Annotated in this window: 21 protein-coding genes; all 21 read right to left on the bottom strand. The window is 41.4% G+C overall.

The genetic code is table 11. The features are described 5' to 3' along the window. Positions 1-7 precede the first annotated feature (7 nt). Positions 8-289, bottom strand: coding sequence for a 30S ribosomal protein S19 (gene rpsS / locus SST62_RS0105805; protein WP_000533766.1), 282 nt, complete (start codon positions 287-289; stop codon positions 8-10). Between the two features lie 104 nt (positions 290-393). Beyond that, a complete protein-coding gene (gene rplB / locus SST62_RS0105810) occupies positions 394-1227 on the bottom strand; it encodes a 50S ribosomal protein L2 (RefSeq protein ID WP_002936663.1) in 834 nt (277 codons plus the stop codon). Positions 1228-1244: 17 nt separating this feature from the next. Further along, on the bottom strand, positions 1245-1544 hold the full coding sequence (locus SST62_RS0105815) for a 50S ribosomal protein L23 (RefSeq protein ID WP_004195491.1): 300 nt from the start codon (positions 1542-1544) through the stop codon (positions 1245-1247). Next, a complete protein-coding gene (gene rplD, locus SST62_RS0105820; RefSeq protein ID WP_004195490.1) occupies positions 1544-2167 on the bottom strand; it encodes a 50S ribosomal protein L4 in 624 nt (207 codons plus the stop codon). The genes SST62_RS0105815 and rplD overlap by 1 nt, the downstream gene beginning before the upstream one ends. 24 nt (positions 2168-2191) lie before the next feature. Next, positions 2192-2818 (bottom strand): 50S ribosomal protein L3, encoded by a 627-nt coding sequence (gene rplC / locus SST62_RS0105825; protein WP_011921686.1) that lies wholly within the window; start codon positions 2816-2818, stop codon positions 2192-2194. A gap of 70 nt (positions 2819-2888) precedes the next feature. Continuing rightward, positions 2889-3197, bottom strand: coding sequence for a 30S ribosomal protein S10 (gene rpsJ / locus SST62_RS0105830; RefSeq protein WP_002939332.1), 309 nt, complete (start codon positions 3195-3197; stop codon positions 2889-2891). A 208-nt stretch (positions 3198-3405) separates the two neighbouring features. After that, positions 3406-3528, bottom strand: coding sequence for a hypothetical protein (locus tag SST62_RS1000000113015; RefSeq protein WP_266578202.1), 123 nt, complete (start codon positions 3526-3528; stop codon positions 3406-3408). Positions 3529-3697: 169 nt separating this feature from the next. Further along, entirely contained in the window at positions 3698-4018 is a 321-nt protein-coding gene (locus SST62_RS0105840) for a DUF1292 domain-containing protein (RefSeq protein WP_002939343.1), read from the bottom strand. A gap of 11 nt (positions 4019-4029) precedes the next feature. Then, positions 4030-4449: a Holliday junction resolvase RuvX gene (gene ruvX, locus SST62_RS0105845; RefSeq protein WP_002939356.1), complete on the bottom strand. Its 420-nt coding sequence runs from the start codon at positions 4447-4449 to the stop codon at positions 4030-4032. Continuing rightward, on the bottom strand, positions 4449-4715 hold the full coding sequence (locus SST62_RS0105850) for an IreB family regulatory phosphoprotein (RefSeq protein ID WP_002939360.1): 267 nt from the start codon (positions 4713-4715) through the stop codon (positions 4449-4451). The genes ruvX and SST62_RS0105850 overlap by 1 nt, the downstream gene beginning before the upstream one ends. Before the next feature lie 99 nt (positions 4716-4814). Next, complete coding sequence (gene spx / locus SST62_RS0105855; protein ID WP_002939362.1) at positions 4815-5213, bottom strand: transcriptional regulator Spx; 399 nt, start codon at positions 5211-5213, stop codon at positions 4815-4817. A gap of 235 nt (positions 5214-5448) precedes the next feature. After that, on the bottom strand, positions 5449-6600 hold the full coding sequence (gene recA / locus SST62_RS0105860; RefSeq protein WP_029186628.1) for a recombinase RecA: 1152 nt from the start codon (positions 6598-6600) through the stop codon (positions 5449-5451). Between the two features lie 51 nt (positions 6601-6651). After that, the gene (locus SST62_RS0105865) at positions 6652-7833 is read right to left on the bottom strand and encodes a competence/damage-inducible protein A (protein ID WP_029186629.1); all 1182 of its coding nucleotides are present in this window, start codon (positions 7831-7833) and stop codon (positions 6652-6654) included. A gap of 36 nt (positions 7834-7869) precedes the next feature. Further along, positions 7870-8439: a DNA-3-methyladenine glycosylase I gene (locus tag SST62_RS0105870; RefSeq protein WP_029186630.1), complete on the bottom strand. Its 570-nt coding sequence runs from the start codon at positions 8437-8439 to the stop codon at positions 7870-7872. A gap of 185 nt (positions 8440-8624) precedes the next feature. Further along, complete coding sequence (gene ruvA / locus SST62_RS0105875) at positions 8625-9215, bottom strand: Holliday junction branch migration protein RuvA (protein ID WP_029186631.1); 591 nt, start codon at positions 9213-9215, stop codon at positions 8625-8627. A 78-nt stretch (positions 9216-9293) separates the two neighbouring features. After that, the gene (locus SST62_RS1000000111895; protein WP_029186632.1) at positions 9294-9941 is read right to left on the bottom strand and encodes a CPBP family intramembrane glutamic endopeptidase; all 648 of its coding nucleotides are present in this window, start codon (positions 9939-9941) and stop codon (positions 9294-9296) included. 14 nt (positions 9942-9955) lie between these two features. Further along, entirely contained in the window at positions 9956-10306 is a 351-nt protein-coding gene (locus SST62_RS1000000111900; RefSeq protein ID WP_029186633.1) for a helix-turn-helix domain-containing protein, read from the bottom strand. A 73-nt stretch (positions 10307-10379) separates the two neighbouring features. Continuing rightward, positions 10380-12317 (bottom strand): DNA mismatch repair endonuclease MutL, encoded by a 1938-nt coding sequence (gene mutL, locus SST62_RS0105890; protein ID WP_029186634.1) that lies wholly within the window; start codon positions 12315-12317, stop codon positions 10380-10382. A 116-nt stretch (positions 12318-12433) separates the two neighbouring features. Beyond that, on the bottom strand, positions 12434-13957 hold the full coding sequence (locus SST62_RS0105895) for a quinol oxidase (protein ID WP_029186635.1): 1524 nt from the start codon (positions 13955-13957) through the stop codon (positions 12434-12436). 190 nt (positions 13958-14147) lie between these two features. Next, complete coding sequence (locus tag SST62_RS0105900; RefSeq protein WP_029186636.1) at positions 14148-15368, bottom strand: bifunctional folylpolyglutamate synthase/dihydrofolate synthase; 1221 nt, start codon at positions 15366-15368, stop codon at positions 14148-14150. Positions 15369-15581: 213 nt separating this feature from the next. Beyond that, complete coding sequence (locus SST62_RS0105910; RefSeq protein ID WP_029186637.1) at positions 15582-16484, bottom strand: helix-turn-helix domain-containing protein; 903 nt, start codon at positions 16482-16484, stop codon at positions 15582-15584. Between the last annotated feature and the right edge of the window lie 2 nt (positions 16485-16486).

Consider the following 16486-nt stretch of genomic DNA (forward strand, 5'->3'; position numbering starts at 1 on the left):
TCCTAAATTATTTACGACGAGTTTTCTTGTCGTCAGCAGCATGACCTTTGTAAGTACGAGTTGGTGCAAATTCACCAAGTTTGTGACCTACCATGTCTTCTTGAATGTATACAGGTACGTGTTTACGTCCATCGTAAACTGCGATTGTATAACCGATGAAACTTGGGAAGATCGTTGAACGACGTGACCAAGTTTTAATTACTTTTTTCTTTTCGTCGTTTGCTTGAGCTTCAACTTTTTTCATCAAATGCTCATCGACGAAAGGTCCTTTTTTAAGACTACGTCCCATTTTAGTGTGTTCTCCTTTAAAATATGTACCACAGCGGCTTGTCCGCAAAATAGCGGACTACCGAGTTGGCGGATGATATAGAATGCTAAGCAACTAAGAATAGATTATTTTTGGTTGCGACGACGAACGATAAGTTTGTCAGATTTAGCTTTCTTGTTACGAGTTTTCAAACCAAGAGCTGGTTTACCCCATGGTGTAGATGGTGCTTTACGACCAACTGGTGCTTTACCTTCACCACCACCGTGTGGGTGATCGTTAGGGTTCATTACAGAACCGCGAACTGTTGGACGGATACCTTTCCAACGGCTACGACCTGCTTTACCAAGGTTAACAAGGCCATGTTGTTCGTTACCTACAGTACCAACAGTAGCACGGCAAGTACCAAGGATCATACGAACTTCACCTGATTGAAGGCGAACAAGAACGTATTTACCTTCTTGACCAAGAACCTGTGCAGATGCACCAGCAGCACGAACCAACTCACCACCGCGACCTGGTTTCAACTCGATGTTGTGAACAACAGTACCGACTGGGATGTTTGCAAGTGGAAGTGCGTTACCAACTTTGATATCTGCTTCTGGGCCTGAAACGATGCGTTGACCAACTTCAAGACCTTTAGGAGCAATGATGTAAGCTTTAACACCGTCTGTGTAGTGTACAAGAGCGATGTTTGCTGAACGGTTTGGATCGTACTCGATAGTTTTAACGATTGCTTCAACGCCATCTTTGTTACGTTTGAAGTCTACCAAACGGTAGAAACGTTTGTGACCGCCACCTTGGTGACGAACAGTGATGCGACCGTTGTTGTTACGACCAGCTTTGCTCTTCAAAGCAACAAGCAAGCTTTTTTCTGGAGTGCTTGTTGTGATTTCAGCGAAGTCCAAAGAAGTCATGTTACGACGGCCATTTGTCGTTGGTTTATAAACTTTAATACCCACGTTAATTCCTCCTTTGATTATTCAGCGTCAGCTGTAGCGAACAATTCGATCGCTTTTGAATCAGCAGCCAATGTGATGATTGCTTTTTTCACTTTGTTTGTGCGACCTACATAACGACCTACGCGTTTTGTTTTAGGTTTCACGTTGATTGTGTTAACATTTGCAACTTTAACACCCTCAAATGCAGCTTCAACAGCTTGCTTGATCAAGAGTTTGTGTGCACGAGTGTCAACTTCAAATACATACTTGCCTGCTTCGAGTTGGCCCATTGAGCTTTCTGTGATGACAGGTTTTTTGATAACATCATACAAATTCATTATGCAAGAACCTCCTCAATTTTAGAGATAGCTGCTTGAGTTACAAGAAGTTTGTCTGCATTTGCGATGTCAAGTACGCTTGCAGTTGTTGCAGTTGCAACTTTAACTCCTGGGATGTTACGAGCAGAAAGAGCTGCGAATTCGTTGCCTTCTTCAAGAATAACAAGGACTTTAGAATCAATGCTCAATGCTGCAAGTACTTTTGCAAATTCAGCAGTTTTTGGAGCTGTGAATTCAAGTGAGTTAACAGCTACAAATTTGTTTTCAGCAACTTTTTCTGAGTAAACAGATTTAAGTGCCAAGCGACGAACTTTTTGTGGAAGTTTGTACGCGTATGAACGCGGAGTTGGTCCGAAGACTACACCACCGCCACGCCATTGTGGTGAACGGATAGAACCTTGACGAGCACGTCCAGTTCCTTTTTGACGCCATGGTTTGCGTCCGCCACCTGAGACTGCTGAACGGTTTTTAACTGCGTGAGTACCTTGACGAAGGCTAGCACGTTGGCTGATAATCACATCAAATACAACTGCTTGGTTTGGCTCGATACCAAAAATCGCATCGTTAAGAACTACTTCACCAGCTTGTTTACCAGTTTGGTCAAATAATGTTACGTTTGCCATTTCGACTGATTTCCCCTTTCCTTATTATTTACCAGCTTTAACTGCTGACTTGATAGTGATAAGAGATTTCTTAGCACCTGGTACGTTACCTTTGATAAGGATAACGTTCTTTTCTGGAACAACTTGTACAACTTCAAGGTTTTGAATTGTTACACGGTTGCCACCCATGCGACCTGCAAGGTTTTTACCTTTGAATACACGGTTAGGTGCAACAGGACCCATAGAACCTGGACGACGGTGGTAACGAGAACCGTGAGCCATAGGACCACGTGATTGACCATGGCGTTTGATAACACCTTGGAAACCTTTACCTTTAGAGGTACCCGTTACATCAACAACATCGCCAGCTGCGAAAGTTTCAACTGTAATTTCTTGTCCAACTTCCAAGCCTTCAATGTTTTTGAATTCACGAATGAAGCGCTTAGGAGCTGTGTTAGCTTTAGCTACATGGCCTTTGGCAGGTTTGTTGCTCAATACTTCACGTTTGTCATCAAAACCAACTTGAACTGCTGCATAACCATCAGTTTCAACTGTTTTCACTTGAAGAACAACGTTTGGAGTTGCTTCGATGACAGTAACAGGGATAAATTCACCAGATTCAGTGAAGATTTGAGTCATTCCCACTTTTTTCCCTAAGATTCCTTTTGTCATGAGAAAAATATTCCTTTTCTTATTTTGTATTAAAAAGTTTTTAACGAGCGTTTTTCATGCTCAAAATCAATTAAAGTTTGATTTCTACGTTTACACCACTTGGAAGATCCAATTTCATCAAAGCGTCAACTGTTTTTTGAGTTGGGTTGATGATGTCGATCAAACGTTTGTGTGTACGCATTTCGAACTGCTCACGAGAATCTTTATACTTGTGAGTCGCACGGATGATTGTGTAGAGGCTACGTTCTGTTGGAAGTGGAACTGGACCTGCTACTTGAGCACCTGTACGTGTTGCAGTTTCAACGATTTTTGCAGCTGCTGTATCAAGTGTACGGTGTTCGTACGCTTTCAAGCGGATGCGGATTTTTTTGTTTGCCATCTTTTTCTCCTTTTCGTCTATTTAACATAATAGGCTAGCTCCACAAGAAAACCAACACGAGTCGCGTGGCAATGCAACCGAGCGTGTCGCAACCTCTTGCATCAAAGCTATAGCCGTAATTTTTACGGCACTAGAACATTCTATCAGATTATATTTCTCATTGCAAGAGTTTTTACTTAAAAATTTAAAAAATCCCAAAACTTTTATTTCAGGATTCTTCATTACTTCTATCCATTATGTCTAATATGACCAAAATATTTTTATCAGCCAGTAGATGCCTCTCTAATTCCTCACTCAGCCTCTTACTTCTTTCTGTAAAACTATCTTTCATCTGGCCTCCCTTTTGATTTTCTGGCTCATGATTCATTTCTCCCCAGACTGTTTCACTCCACCGAACCTCAATTCGCTCTTTGATTTTCAACTCATGATAAAAAGGTCCAGTGGACCTTAATTCGCTTTCTTGTTTTCAGGCTCATGATAAAAAGGTCCACTGGACCTTTTTATTCCTCTTCCATAAAGCTGTTAAAGACTTCTTCAATCATATCCCACTCTGCTGTTGCGTCTTCTGGGATAGGTTGCAAATCGCCTTCTGTGCCATTCTCATTCTCAATGTATGAGTAAGCTTGGATTTCAACTTCTCCGTTCTCATCTTCTTCTGCACTTGCAGGAATCAAGAGAACATAGTTCTTACCAAACTCTTCTTGACCATCAATCGTCAATAAGATTTCAAAAAGTGTTTCGTTACCTTGGTCGTCTACCAAAGTAATCAATTCACGTTCGTCGTGGTTGTGGTCGTGTTCATGGTCATGATGATGTGCCATTAGAATCTCCTTTAAAATGTTCTATCTAAATAATTTTGTAAAATCAGCTGAGCTGCTAATTTATCAATAACTTTCTTGCGTTTTCCTCGGCTGATATCCGCTTGCTCAATCAGCATCCGTTCTGCTGCAACAGTTGTTAAACGTTCATCCTGATAATCAACTGGAAGTTTATAACGCTCAGTCAATAAATCACCGTAAGCTTGACTAGCTTCCACACGTGGACCACTAGTATTATTCATATTCTTCGGCAAGCCTACAACAAATTTATCAACCTTGTACTGTTCTACAAGTTCGGTCAAACGCTCCAGACCGAATTCGCCCTTTTCTTCATCGATTGGGATGATTTCCAACCCTTGGGCCGTGAAACCTAACGGATCTGAAATGGCTACACCAACTGTCTTGGAACCGACGTCTAATCCCATTATTCTCATTAGAGGTCAATCCCATTCCCTTTCAAATAGTAGCGCACCAATTCTTCAATGATTTCATCTCGTTCATGCTTACGAATCTGATTGCGGGCATCATTATAGCGAGGAATATAAGCAGGGTCCCCACTTAATACATAGCCAATGATTTGGTTAATCGGATTATAGCCCTTTTCCTCTAGCGAACGATAAACACTAGTCAATGTTTTGCTGATTTCTTGTTTATCTGTGTCATCTAGGCGAAAACGAACGGTTTCTTCGGTAAATCCCATACTTACACCTTCTTTCCCTATTTTTTACATTATATCACAAATTTTAATTATTCTCAAAAAATGCGCAAAAAGAACCCCAAAAGAGTCCTTTTGTACATCTTATAGAGCTGCTCTCATACGAGCTTGAGCATTTTCAACATTGCGCACTGCACGTGGCAAGAAAGCGCGTATATCATCTTCTTTATAGCCCACTTGAAGTCGTTTCTCGTCAATCAAGATTGGACTCTTCAAAATACGTGGGTTAGAGGTAATTAAATCAATGACCTCATTCACACTCAACTCTTCAATATCAAAGTCCAGACTCTTTGCATAACGGTTTTTTGACGATACGATACTTGCAATACCATTCTCTGTTTTTGTTAAGATGTTTAGGATTTCTTCCTTAGTAATGGCTTCCTTCGCAAGATTATGCTCATTATAAGATAATTGGTGAGCATTTAACCAATTTTTCGCTTTCTTACAAGAAGTACAACTAGATACAGTATAAATTTTAATCATGTAGTCACTCCTTTGCTACATTTTATTAAGCACATTATAGACTATTATATCATAAATTCCCTCGGTCTGCAGACCTATTTTTTAAAAAAACTTTAAATTTTGGGGTAAAAATTCGGTTTTTATTAGAAAAAAGCCTGGAATCTCCAGACTTTTTCGTGCTTATACTAAGCAACTTCGCACACACCTATAAAATATAGGTGGAAATAGTTCAATATTAAATCTATTTTGTTAGGAATTAATCTTCTAATTCAATACCGCCATCAAGATCTAGGATAACATCTTGGATCTCTTCCGCAGCAACTGGGGCTTGTTCGGTCACAACCTCTTCAACTCCATCTGCTTCAATCAAGCCATAATGAATACGAATCTTGCGGTCAATTTCATCAAAGATTGCTGGATTATCTGCTAAGAATTTCTTAGCATTTTCAGAACCTTGGCCAATTTTTTCTCCATTATATGAATACCAAGCACCTGCTTTTTGGATGATGCCGAGGTTGCTACCAATCTCAATCAATTCACCTGTGCGAGAAATTCCTTCACCGTACATGATTTCAACAACAGCTTCTTTAAATGGTGGCGCCACCTTGTTTTTCACAATCTTCACCTTGGTTTCCTTACCAACGTTTTGATCTTTCTTGTCGCCTGTTCCTTTGATTTGTGTGTTTCCACGAACATCCATACGGACAGATGCATAGAATTTAAGCGCACGTCCACCAGGTGTTGTTTCAGGGTTACCAAACATGACACCGACTTTTTCACGCAACTGGTTAATGAAAATGGCTACTGTTTTTGTCTTGTTGATGGATGCACCGAGTTTGCGCATGGCCTGACTCATCATACGAGCCTGCAAACCAACGTGGCTATCACCAATATCACCGTCAATTTCTGCACGTGGTACAAGGGCTGCAACCGAGTCAACAACAACCAAGTCAACCGCACCAGAGTCAATCAACTTACCAGCAATTTCAAGACCTTGTTCCCCTGAGTCTGGCTGTGACAAGAGCAACTCATCAATATTGACACCAAGAGCTGCTGCATAGGCTGGATCCAAGGCATGCTCCGCATCGATAAAGGCAGCAATACCGCCATCTTTCTGGGCTTGAGCTACTGCATGAAGGGCAACAGTTGTCTTACCTGAGCTCTCTGGACCGTAAATCTCAATGATACGCCCCTTCGGATAGCCACCCGCACCTAAGGCGATATCAATAGACAAGCTACCCGAACTCATAACCTGAACCTTCTGTTCTGCACGCTCTCCCAAGCGCATTACTGCACCCTTACCAAAATCTTTTTCAATGGATTTAAGGGCATCGTCAAGTGCTTTTTTACGCTCATCTCCAAATTTCTTTGTAATTTCTTCTAATTTTTTCGTAGGTTTCTTAGCCAATGCTGTTCTCCTCTTTTCTTAATCAAACTATTATAGCAAATATCTGCTATTTCACAAAGTGTTTCGTACAAAATCTAAAGCCTGTAAGCAAGCTAACTGACGGATGTGTTGCCACGAATAACCACCTAAATCTATCTCTTTTTGGGAAATACCCGAGGTCGTAGCCAAAGTGAGATATACTTTTGCAAGTACGTTGTCCTTTGTTGATTCAGGCTTGATAAGCACCGACACAGCCAGCCCTAAATCAGCTTGCAGCTCCTGTCGAATGCGACCTGCATCTTCTGATAGCCAGCCCGATTCTATTCCCTTCTGACCGATGACTTTCCCTCCGCTAAAATACGGCTGATCAGCCAAAGCCAGGCTCAATTCAGCTTGCAAGAGACCACCTGTCCCCTGTTCGACGATAGCAATGGTTTGTTTTTTCTCCACCAAACGAGTCGCTACCGTTTGAGCCAAACTATTGTCCTCTCCGTAGGCATAGAAATAGTCTGCCAATTTGTCATGTTGTAAGATTTCTTCTTCCAACTGATTCAAACGTAGATTTGCTTCTTCTTGGTTGGTCGCCTTGGTGGACAAACGTAAAGTCACCTCTCCAACCTTAGCATAGGGTGCCAGAGTTGGGTCTGTCTGCTTGTCAATCAAGTCCGCCAAAACAGTCACCAACTGGCTTTCACCAATGCCAAAAAAGCGTAGGACACGCGAATAAAGTTGCTGCTGAGATTGGGGCAATAAAGGCAAGAGACTCTCAGAAAACATGGCCTTGAGCTCACTTGGTGGGCCAGGCAAAACAATATAGGTCACCCCATCTTGCTCAATCATACCACCAACAGCTAAACCAGCTGGATTCTGTAGCGCCTGACTTCCCTCCACAATCTGTGCCTGACGTTCATTATTTGGTGTACGGACACGACCTGGACGACTAGCAAAGAAACGGTCTAATTTTGCCATGGCTCCATCATCAAAGACCAATTTTCTACCTAAGAAGGTCGCCAGGGTCTGCTTGGTCAAATCATCTTCCGTTGGACCTAAACCTCCACACAGGATAACCACATCACTGCGTTTGCTGGCTATCTCCAGTACAGACAGAAGCCTGTTTCCATTATCTCCAACAGCTGTGTGGAAATAAACATCAATTCCCAGCTCTGCACATTTCTCCGAAAGGAACTGAGCATTGGTATTAACGATTTGGCCTGTCAGGATTTCCGTTCCAACCGCGATTAGTTCTGCTTTCATATTCCTCCTCTATCTAGGGTGCGATTGCTCGCTCATCTAATTAGTTCGTAATGGTTTTCGAAAATCACAAGATTCTTCGTGTTCATTTAAAAGACCCGCCGCCTGCAAATAAGAATAAATACAGACAGGACCTACAAATTTGAAACCTCGCTTTTTCAAATCTTTTGAAATTTGCTCAGACAAGTCGTTCTTAGTCGGCAATTCTCGGAAGGACTTGACAGGGTTGTCAATTGTTGCACCGTTCACCCATTCCCAAAGATACGTATCAAACGTACCGAATTCCTCCTGTACTCGAAGAAAAGCCTGGGCATTGGCGCGGGTTGCGTACAGCTTTGCCTTGTGGCGAATGATGTTGGGATTGGCAAGAAGATCGTCTAACTCGCTATCTGTCATAGTAGCAACCCTTTGAATATCATAGTTGAAAAAAGCAGAGCGAAAAGCCTGGCGTTTATTGAGAACAATTTCCCAGGAAAGTCCTGCTTGGTAAGACTCCAAGCAGAGCAACTCAAACAGAGCCCACTCATCATGAAGCGGCTTGCCCCATTCTTCATCATGGTAGGCAATATAGAGTGGATTGTTGGGATTAACCCACGCACAACGGGACATAGACACTCCTTCTCACATATGGTTTACTTAATACTTTTAGCTACTTGATTCAGCAACCATCATACTGGTATTGGTAATTGAACACGGACTACGGACTGTGAGAAAAAGATAAACCTGCCTAGAGCCTAAAGGCTCTGCGTTAGGTTTCCTATTTTCTCTTTGTCCTTTACGTCCTTTGTATCTTATTACTTCATCAACATTTTGAGGGCTGACTTGATGTAGTTTTCGGCGGTGTCGTTGGTGCCGTCGAAGAATTTCTTGATTTTCTTGAGTTCGGCTGGTCGGTAGCCAAGGGCTTCCATGGCTTCCATAGCTTCATCAAGAGCGATATTTTCACTGGATGGTGCTACTTGTTGAACAGGACTCGCTTCTTCGCTCATGACAAACTTGCCTTCCAAGTCCAAAATCATCTGCTGGGCTGTTTTTTTGCCAATCTTTGGAAACTTGGTCAGATAGGTAATATTCTTTTGCTCAATAGCACGCACCAGACCGTCATTATCGTCAACGGCAATAATTGCTAGAGCCGTTGTCGGACCAATACCTGATACTGAAATCAGGCTGAGAAAAACAGATTTTTCAGCTTCTGTCATAAATCCGTAGAGCAAATGGGCATCTTCTCGGATCACCTGATGGGTATAGACCGTCACTTCTTGTTGGATCTTCCCAGAGTAAGCGTAGGGATTGGCTACCTGTAAAAGATAACCAACTCCATGCGTTTCTACTACAATATACTTTGCAGTGATTTTCGTTAAAATTCCTTTGATATAGTCGTACATATACTTCCTTTATCGATGATAATTTATGTCTTTCCATTGTACCATAAAAAGCCTCGCTATTGATAGCGAAGCTGGGTTTCAATATCCGATGGATAGGTTACCTAAGCAATGAACGAACATTGGGTAGCAAAGATTATCTGTTCTATGATAGAGATAGCCCAAGTAAATACCTGAACAAATCTGAGGAATTGTACTGATAATTTCTGAACTGTCCAGAGATCTAGCATGTCCTAACCCAAAAATGAGACCTTGCAAGACAATAGCCAGCCATGGGCTCACAACATTTTTCAGAAAATCCTGTAAAACTTTTCGATAAAAAAGTTCTTCAACAATCGGACCGATGATTCCCACTATCAATAAAAAGATTGGAAGTGGGAAGATTTGGTTGATCTTGTCAACTGCTGTAACGTTACCTATACCTTCTGAGATATGAAGTGATTTCATTAGCATGTATTGGAAAAAGCTTCCGCCATACATGACCAAAAAGTCTGCGAGATAAAACAAGGGGAATTGATAAAGCAGTTTCCAGCTCCGCATTTTTCCAAAATCAGTCCAAAGAAGCTCTTTATAGTAGTATATGCCAAGTGCAAATAGCAAGATAAAACTAGCAAGCTGGTAGTAAAGACTATAAGTCGGACTAAATCCTAAATAGCGGTGAAGCTTGACTAGCAGATGGAGTACGCCAAGAACAATAAATGCAATAAATAGCCGATTTTTTCGGACCATACGATGACCTCGCTTTATAAAGATTTGGTCAACATGAATTCTTGGATAAGGAAAACGATGAGGAAGGGGAACAAGAGCATGGCATTACCACCGACAAATATACCAAGACTGAATAGGATTAGGAGAATCAGGTAATTTATCCAGACCCGCCTTTTCTTAGCCTTGACTTGTAAGCCAATCAGCTGGTCAAAAGATAGGTGATAACGTTGGGCAATGCTAACTAGACTGGTACTATCAGGTAAGGTGCGACCTTTTTCCCAGTTTAAGACTGTTTGCCGTGACACTCCGATTGCTTTTGCCAAGGTTTCTTGAGATTCCTGTCGTTTTGTTCGCTCCATGTGAATAAGCTGTCCAAGATGAGTCATGTTTCCTCCTTTACTTTACAAGTTGGCGGTAAAAATAGCTAGTCCAAATGCTTTTACACGGGTGTTAAATTCCTTAATACTTGCCCAATTCACGCAAACTCGTATGATTTTCTTGAATGCGACGGAACATCTTTTCCATGTCCGACTTGCTAAAATGCACTAAGACTGGACGACCGTGCGGGCAGTTATAAGGATTTTGACAATGAGATAATTGCCGTAGTAAATCACGCGCCGAATAATCATCCAAAGCATGGTTGGCCTTGATTGACCGTTTACAAGACATCATGATGGCCAATTCTGCCCGATACTGTTTGATAGACACCTGATCCGTCAAGAGTAGCATATCGCACATCTCATAAATGCCAGACTCAATCTCCTCTTCCTTCATCCAAATAGGATGTTCACGCAAGATGAATTGGTTGACACCATACTCTTCCAAGTTGACACCAACTTGACGGAGGGCATCCATCTTATGTGCTAAGTTGAGGGCATCATTTTGAGGAAATTCAAAGATATAAGGCACCAAGAGTTGCTGGGCAGAGTTATCTACCTGACCAATCTTTTCACGATAATATTCATATTTGACCCGCTCCTGTGCGGCGTGCTGATCAATGATATAGAGCCCTGTTTTCCCCTGTGCAAACAGATAAGTCCCGTGCATCTGACCGAAATATTCTAATTCTGGGAAGGTGGAGGTTTCTTCTTGGTCCAGTTTGTCTGCTAATTTGGCCAATTCTTTTGCACTTAGATTAGGATGCTCCTGATCTTCTGATTCCACCGACTGACGTTCTGCAAATTGAACGGATGTAGGTTTATTTTCGACAGGCGACTCAACAATCTCTTGCCTATCCTCTTCGAGAGGTTTGACATCCTCAGCGACCACGTCTGGTTTTAAGAAGAAGTCTTGCTTAATCGTATCATAATAGATTTTTGGCTCTTTGAGTGGTAAGGTGCCTTGCTCTGCTTTTACTTTTGGTCGAGTACTTGACTGAGCTAAATTCTCAAGAGCATCTGGTATCAAGTCCTGCTCTTTAAGCGCTTGACTAATCGCCTCTCGAATCAAGGTCATGAGTTCCTTTTCCTTGGAAATGCGAACTTCCTGCTTGGTCGGATGCACATTGACATCAGCCAAATAAGGATCAATCTCAATAGAAATCACCGCCAGCGGAAAGCGTCCAACCATCAACTTACTACCATAACCTTCCAAAATCGCTCGATTAAGCAAAAAATTCTTGATATAGCGACCATTGATGAAAATGGAAATGTAGTTGCGGTTGGCACGGGTCAATTCTGGCAAGGAAACGTAACCCGAAACATGAAAATCCAAGTCTTCCGCCTCAATCTCCACCATTTTTTTGGCAGAAGCAATCCCATAAATCCCTGAAATTGCCTGACGAAGTTTCCCTGTCCCTGCAGTTCTAATTAATTCTCGTCCTTCGTTTACTAAGGCAAAAGCTATTTCCGGATGAGCTAGACTCAATCGATTTACAACATCAACAATATGTGATAATTCAGCCTGTTGACTGCGAACGTATTTGAGACGAGCAGGGGTATTGTAAAATAAATCCGAAACAGTAATCTGCGTACCAACTGGACGACTAACGGGCTCCTCTTTCTCGATGACACCGCCTTTGGCCTCCAAATGAAGTCCGTGTGTAGAGTCTGCCGTAGCTGTCTCAATGACCATATGACTGACAGAAGCAATGGAAGGCAGAGCTTCTCCACGAAAACCGAGGGTGCGAATACGAAACAAATCCGATTGACTTTTTATCTTACTGGTGGCGTGACGGCGGAGGGCAAGCGCTACTTCATCAGGGGCAATCCCCTCACCGTTATCCGTGATTTGAATCATTTTAAGACCAGCCTCTTCAACACTAATTTCAATCTGACTAGCCCCTGCATCAATAGAATTCTCCACCAACTCCTTGACCACGCTGGCTGGACGTTCAATCACCTCGCCCGCTGCAATCTGGTTGGCTAAAATTTCTGGTAATTCAATAATTTGTGCCATACTTTTCCCTACATTTCTTTAGACATTCTGTTCCTGTTTACTTATTGTTCCATTATACCACACATCCTAGTCTTCCCCATTTTCCCAAGCCAATGAAAAAATGACTGCCTGAGCAATCATTCATTCTTTTGATAAATAACAAAGTGGTCAGTTGTCTGTACAGACTTGTACTGAACTTCCAGATTTGCCTTGACATCATCTAAAATTGGCAAGTTTTTGTTGACCACTACAATCCTCGCCTCATTTTTATTGAGGTCATAAATCAAGCTATTTTTATTGCCATCAGTATTCAGATAGGGTTCTGCTGTAGTAATCGTTGCGGCAGATAAACGTTGACTTGAAAGATAGATACTTGCGCTATTATCCCAAACATAAATCTTATCTGAATCTTTCGTTTGTTCACCAATGTAATTGGCAACTTGTTCACGGTCTGTTCTCAAATCTCCCTGTACCAAATAAAGATAAGCAGGTTGAGCGATAATACCCAAGCAAATAGCTAATGGAAGGAAGAATTGACGACGCAAATATCCACGATGATCTTCTACATCCTCATCACGCAGGTAAACGACTGACATCGCAAAACCATACGGTAAAAGAAGAATGAGTTGGCTCCATTGAAAGTTTGCATTCCCAATAATAAAGACACATTGAACTAAGAAAGTCAGTAATAGGAGAACTTTGATATAGGTATATCTTCCTTGTTTGAAAGAAAACACCATTTGGATGAAACTTTTAAAGAATCCAGATAAGAGTAAAAATACAGACACAATCGCCAAGGCTAAATATAGATAGGAATGGTGAAAGTCTAACTGTAAGTTATAAAGGAAAGTTTGTTGAATAGCTGTCCCCAGAATCTGCGCCTCAAAAGCATAATAACCTACCGCATATAGAATCAGAAGAAAACCAAAAATGGTCGCTAATAATTGATAGATTCCTCGAGTAACTTGGCGGTGTTGGATATTAAAAATAAATAAAACTAGACCCGCAACTAACCAAAGAATCAGACTTTTTGGGTAAATTAAAAATACCAATGCCGCATCGATTCCGTAGAGGATAAATGCCTCATCACGCACTGCATTTTCAAAATAGCGGACCAGAAACCACACACTAGTCAAAAGAAACGGAAGAGCAAACATTTCTGCATACATCCCTCCAAAACCAAGTGCAAAAATAAATACATAGAACCAATGACTAGAACTTGTCGCTAGGTGTTCTGACTGACTAAAATAAGCTACAATCTTATAGAAATAAATTCCCGCTATCAGTAACGCTATAAACTGGAGGATTCCAAAGATAATGAAAGTCCCTCCCAGATGACCTAAGAAAGCAAGTAAGTAGAATAATAACCCGCTTGTACCAAAGAAATCACCATAAGGGATTTGTCCATTTGCCATTGCCATCCCTGCATATAAATTTTGAGTTTGTATATTGGTTGCAAATGGCATTAGCAGTGGATTGGCTACGCTAAAAACACTTAAAACTAAGCTCCAAACAAGAGCTGGCCAATACTTTGTCTTTAATACTCTTTCATGAAATTCACCATTCAGTTGCACTTGCTGTCTGCGTGATGCTCTACGACTACGCCGATAAGTTTCCTCAGGATGAGTAACTACGTCCGAAACTACATCTAATTCTGTCATTTTCTTCTCCTTGGATTTGCTTTCCTTATTATATCAAAAAGCACTCCCGATGTCATTTCCTATCGGGAGTTCTAGAAATTTTTGCAAACTGTTCTAATTGGCGAAAGGTATGGCGTTTGAGCTTTTCAAATTCCTTTAGAAATGCTATTTTTTCTGCATGTGTCATACCTATTTATTCGCAAAATAATTGTCATTTTTTAAAAATCCGACGAACTTCTGAGATAAAGTAAAGAGAACCTGTGACAATCAAAATCCCTTGCTCGCTAGATTGCCAGTCTTCTATAAACTGCTGATAGTTCTCAACAAAATCTCGTCCTTGTCGGTTTTCCTCGGACAAGGCACCGTCATAAGCAAAGCTGGTTAATACAAGAGGAGTATGCGGTAACTTTTCTTCCAATAATTCCAGCATTTCTTGAAAATCCTTGCGTCGAAGGGCAGAAAAAAGAATGGTGACCGGCTCTTCTTGTTCCTTAATAAATTCAATCAATCGTTCAATAGCAGGGACATTATGGGCTCCATCCAAATAGATTGTTGTCTCTTGGGCAACCAATTCCAAACGACCCGGCCAGCTGGTTTGGGCAAGGGCATTTTTAATTAACGGAGGAAAGGTCGCCTCTTGAATACTTGCCATATAAAGCAAAAAAGTTTGTAGGGCTACGGCCGCATTCTCTTCTTGGTGAGGACCTGCCAGACCCAGAACTAATTCTGACAGGTCTATGTCCGCATTGCTGAACTGTCCTGCTTTATAGGTGAATTCCTGACCAAATTGGTAGACTGGTGCTTGTTTTTCGAGGGCAATTTGGCGACAGATGGCTGTGGTTTCTGGACAAAGTGGTCCTAGGACGACAGGCACGCTTTCCTTGATAATCCCTGCTTTCTGCTCTGCTATTTCCCCTAAAGTCGAGCCTAGTAAATCCTGATGGTCCATGCCGATGGAGGTAATCACGCTTAGGGTTGGTGCCACGACATTGGTCGTATCCAAAAGCCCTCCGATGCCCACCTCTACTAGTGCCACATGAGGCTGCTGGTTCTGGAAATAGAGGAACATGATGAGCACCATGACCTCAAAATAGCGGAAGGGTTCATAACGAGTGGCGACTTCCTGCTCCAAGTCATAGACTTTCTGTAAGTAGTGCTGAAAATCAGGGGCAGAAATGGGCTGGCTGTCAATACAAATCCTGTCGTGTACGCTCACCATATGGGGTGACACGAAGCTGCCGACACGCAAGCCATGTGCCTGAAATAGCTGGCGCATAAAGGCAATGGTCGATCCCTTGCCATTGGTCCCAGCGACATGAATGACTGGCACTGCAAACTGGGGATTTCCTAGCTGTTCTAGGGCATACTCAATCTTTTCCATCTTGTAATGAAACACCTGACCTTGCTTGGTGTTTAACCAATTTTCTAACATAGCCACCTCCTACATACTGTCTAGTATAACAAAAAAGCCTAACAGATGTTGGCTTTTTATTATTGTGTGATGGAAAATTATTGGTTCCACCAGTGTGTTGAAAAATCTCCAAGTGGAAAAATTTTTGTAAAAATTGCAAACATTGTTTTATCTCCTTCATTTGATAAAACTATTTTACAACTTGTGAACTTTTTCCAACAGGACAAAAATGTCCTATAATTGACTATCTTTCTTCCAATCTTCTTCCAATTTATCTATTAGGTGCGCATTGCCAATTAATCTTGCAAAAAGAAGCGCTTCTTCATACAAGGCAGTAGCTGCAACCTTATCTTTATTTATTAACAACTCATATTTCCACTTAAGCAGATTGAGAATGGGTTTCTTTTGAAAATCTTGGGTCTTCTGCATTAACTTATCAAGTGCATCAAAGAGGGATGGAATATAACGATATTCCTCATTTTGTCCTAAAAGTCCAACAGAAGTTATCATCACATCCCTTAAAATAAATAAATCCCCAGACTCAACTAATTCTATTTGACCTGGAAATTTTTCAACCAACTCTAAGAAGCGTTGAAAGTCATTATCCTGTTTGACTTCCATCCTTAAATTCATTAAAAATAATCGAATGATTAATAAATCATTGGCTGAAAATTGTTTTTTTCTTTGTATCTGCTCAAAATAGTCATTTAGAATATCTTGACCAAATTCTGCAGTCCTCGTTTCAAGTACATCAATTGTAGATTGAATAGCATCTATCGCTATTTTCTCTTCTTCAGGCAAGTCATCATAATAGTCATCATAGATTTCCATCATCATATCTGCCCGTTTTTCCATCAATTCCTCATTTTCATAAGTCGGTGTACGGAGGACATCAAATTTCAGTTTGGAATATCGTTCAGGTAGAGACACATAATCTGGCATAAGCTCATATAGTCCCATCCCTAATCGAGTCGCAATATACTGAATCTTTGAAAAAGTTGGCTTAGAGGTACCAGCTTCGATACGGGTTAATTGGCGGACGGAGAGCTCCAGTTCATCATCACAAAACTGTTCACGCGTCATACTGGCTGATTCTCGCAGCTGGCGCACACGTTGTCCAAATTCCTTATCGTTCATAA

The organism is Streptococcus suis YS56 (assembly GCF_000440115.1).
Classification (GTDB): domain Bacteria; phylum Bacillota; class Bacilli; order Lactobacillales; family Streptococcaceae; genus Streptococcus; species Streptococcus suis_L.